A 3,237-nucleotide genomic window follows, 5' to 3' on the forward strand; every position below is an offset into this window, starting at 1 on the left:
CCACTCCCCCACTCCCCCACTCCCTCTTTTCCACGCCCGACGCCCTAACCCCTTTGCAGCATTGCCCAAACAAATCCCGATCCGCGTCCCTGAACTCGTGCCATTTTAATCCAAAGCAAGGTCAGATGTTCCAAATGCAGGCTCATTGAGAGATTGCCTGTATCAACAGGTTCCCAGCCTAACTGACGGCAAAGTTCGGCAACGGTTTCTTTGGCAGCCAAGTCATTTCCGGCTATCAACATCGCAGGTTTAATATCTCCGTAGCCTGGATAGAAGCTATCTTCAAAGTTTTCAAAGCCGTAGATTGTAAATGCTTTGACGACGCGAGCGTTCGGTACGAGTTCCTGTACTTTCTCGCTTCCTGAAATCTTGCTTTCCAGTCCGTGGGAAAGATTTGCTCCTACAGGATTGGTACAATCAACTAACACTTTACCATCGAGTGCTGCTCCCAAACTGGTAAGAGCAGGTTCAATGGCTGCAAAGGGTACGGCTAGAAATACGACTTCCGCAGATGCGATCGCTTCTGGAGGAGACTGTACAATTAGATCGGCATTGCGCGTCATGACATCGCGAATAGATGGCGAGTTAGGATCGCGGGCGGCAATACTAACATTGTGGCCTAATTTTTGTAAGCGATCGGCAAGCGGTGCGCCCACATTTCCTACACCAATAAAAGCAATGTTCATTGAATTCACCCCAACACTTCTAAGACAAGTTTGGCTGTTGCGTGACCGGAATTTTGTTGTTGTCCGGTAATGAGATTGCCGTCGCGAACGGCATAGGGAGAAAAGGCTGCTTTGGTCAGAAAGTTTGCCCCCAGTTTTTGAGCTTCATCCTCGATGCGAAAAGGCATCACTTGTTGACCGATTGCCTTATCGGCGTAGTCTTCCTCGCTGTTAGCAAAACCTGTTATAGTTTTGCTTTTGATAATATAATCTCCACTCGATAACTTCGTTTCCAAAAGCAAGCAAGTTCCGTGACAGAGAGCGGCGCTTGGTTTGCCCGACTCATAGAATTTTACAAACAAATTTGCTAATTCTTTATCCGGTCGGAAGGTAAACATGGGAGATTGACCGCCACAGACTACGATCGCATCAAAATCATTGGGGTTGAGGTTTGCGATCGCAGGTGTGTTCTCCAACAATTCCATGAATTCCGGCTTATTAATGTATTCAAGGGAAAGCGTATCATCTTTTGAGTAGCCTTGTGCATCGCGAGGGTCACTCAGGCTATCAAATTCGACTTTACCGCCTTTCGGACTGGCGATCGTCACTTGGCAACCTGCTTTGACAAAACTGTCGTAGGGATGAATCAATTCTGCTGCCCAAAAACCTACTGGCCATCCCAAAGTTGTGGAAACAGAAGGGTTGGCAACTATCATCAGAATTCGCTTTAATTTATCTGCGCTCATTAGTCTTTTTCCTAGTGCTGTAGCATTGCCGCGAAATGTAAAGAATCGTTAGATTCTTTTACCGATCATTATGGAACGGCTACAATTATTTGTCTAATAGATAATTTGTATAAGTATTATTCATAACATGAATCTTGCTGGCATTGACCTGAATCTTCTCGTTGTCTTCGATGCTTTGATGACCGAACGACACGTTACCCGTGCGGGAGAACGACTAAACTTGAGTCAACCTGCAACAAGTAATGCTTTAGCACGCTTGCGGAGTTTGCTTGGCGATGAGTTGTTTGTCAGAAGTGCGACGGGACTGCAACCGACTCCTAAAGCGCTGGAACTTGCCAAACAAATTCAACCCGCTTTGCAGCAGATTGAAACGGCACTGTTGTGCGAGGATAGTTTTGACCCAGCAACTAGCGAGATTGTATTTGCAATTGGGATGTCAGATTACACAGAATTTGTCCTGCTTCCGTTATTGATGCAAAAATTACAGGCTGTTGCACCGAGGGTGAGGATGAGAGTCAGGTCGGGCGATCGCCAAAAACTGCTATCTTTACTTGATAGCGGCGAACTGGATCTGATCTGCGGATTGTTCCCAGAACAGGTAAAATGGCACTCCCAACAGTTTCTGTTTCAGGAAAACTATGTTTGTGTCTGTCGCCGCAACCATCCTTTGATTGGAGACTCTCTTTCTCTAGAACAATATGTTGCGGCAAATCATTTGCTTGTATCTATTAAAGAAGATATGATCGGTCGAGTAGATGAGGTTTTAGCTTCAAAAAATCTCAAACGTCATATCGCCATTTCTATTCCTCACTTTACGATCGCACCGTTTATCTTGGCTCAAACCGATTTGATTGCTACGCTGGCACAACGAGTAGCGAGAAAGTTTACAGAAGTCGAGAACTTAAAAATTTTGGCTTTACCTTTAGGAATGCAAGGCTTTTCTGTATATATTCGCTGGCATATGAGCAATGAAAATAATCCCGCGAGTGTATGGCTGCGGAAAATTTTCGCAGATATGGGTAAACTGGTTGAGGAAGCTAGAGCGCCAGTCCAGTAGGCTCTACTGTATTTATGGGGATCGCAAAATTTTCTTTAACTGTAGGGTGTGTTTAGCACACAAATTAATTGTTGCTAAAATATCAAAATGTCAATAAAATACAAAACAATAAAATTCCAGTAATCGCTTTTTGAAATCAGAGAAATGGTGGAAATCTTACAAAGCCCGGACAAAGAATCTAACGAACTGGCTCAAACCCCCAGTGCGTCTGGAAAATGGGGAGCGATGCTGGGTGCGGGAATTGGTTGGTTCATGTTTGGCTTGCAGCTATACCTGGTCAATATTGCACTTCCCGTAATGGTAAAAGCGCTCGATACCAACTTTGCGACTATTCAATGGACGCTCTTAAGTTATGTGCTGATGCTGACAGTTATGGTGCTGGGTGCAGCGCGATTGGGCGATATGTACAACAAGAAGTGGTTGTACTTAGGCGGAGTAATCATGTTCACCATCGGTTGCTTGCTGTGCGGACTTGCACCGACGGTAGAATTTTTAATCGCTTTTCGGGCTTTACAAGGACTCGGTGCTGTGTTTATATCGGCGTTGCCAGTAGCGATCGTAACGGAAGCATTTCCCCAACAGGAACGGGGATGGGCGCTGGGAATTCTTAACGGGGTATTCACTTTGGGAATTGCTCTGGGACCGGCGATCGGAGGACTTTTGCTCGCGCTGGGGAACTGGCGTTTAATCTTTTTGGTAAATGTGCCGATCGGCATGATTGCGAGTTTAATAGTTGCCCTATTTGTCCCGTCTTTCTCTAGCATAAATA

Annotated in this window: 3 protein-coding genes and 1 pseudogene; 2 read left to right on the forward strand and 2 right to left on the reverse strand. The window is 45.4% G+C overall.

Translation table 11 applies throughout. The features are described 5' to 3' along the window. Positions 1–44 precede the first annotated feature (44 nt). Positions 45–728, reverse strand: a pseudogene (locus H6S82_RS25420) (NADPH-dependent F420 reductase); the annotation flags it as partial. Next, positions 692–1,411, reverse strand: a complete 720-nt coding sequence (locus H6S82_RS25425; protein WP_199315251.1) for a type 1 glutamine amidotransferase domain-containing protein — start codon at positions 1,409–1,411, stop codon at positions 692–694. The pseudogene H6S82_RS25420 and the gene H6S82_RS25425, both read right to left, overlap by 37 nt. A 127-nt stretch (positions 1,412–1,538) precedes the next feature. Here H6S82_RS25425 and H6S82_RS25430 point away from each other — a divergent pair, with 127 nt between their 5' ends. After that, positions 1,539–2,468, forward strand: coding sequence for a LysR family transcriptional regulator (locus H6S82_RS25430; RefSeq protein WP_190464452.1), 930 nt, complete (start codon positions 1,539–1,541; stop codon positions 2,466–2,468). A gap of 144 nt (positions 2,469–2,612) precedes the next feature. Then, on the forward strand, positions 2,613–3,237 hold a 625-nt coding region (locus H6S82_RS25435; protein WP_242057108.1), incomplete at its 3' end, for an MFS transporter.

Source organism: Planktothrix sp. FACHB-1355 (genome assembly GCF_014748295.1).
GTDB classification, from domain to species: Bacteria; Cyanobacteriota; Cyanobacteriia; order Cyanobacteriales; family Aerosakkonemataceae; genus Aerosakkonema; species Aerosakkonema funiforme_A.

Coding starts and splice junctions, on each gene's coding strand:
- H6S82_RS25425 (WP_199315251.1), bottom strand. CDS start 1,411: ATGAGCGCAGATAAATTAAAGCGAATTCTGATGATAGTTGCCAACCCT.
- H6S82_RS25430 (WP_190464452.1), top strand. CDS start 1,539: ATGAATCTTGCTGGCATTGACCTGAATCTTCTCGTTGTCTTCGATGCT.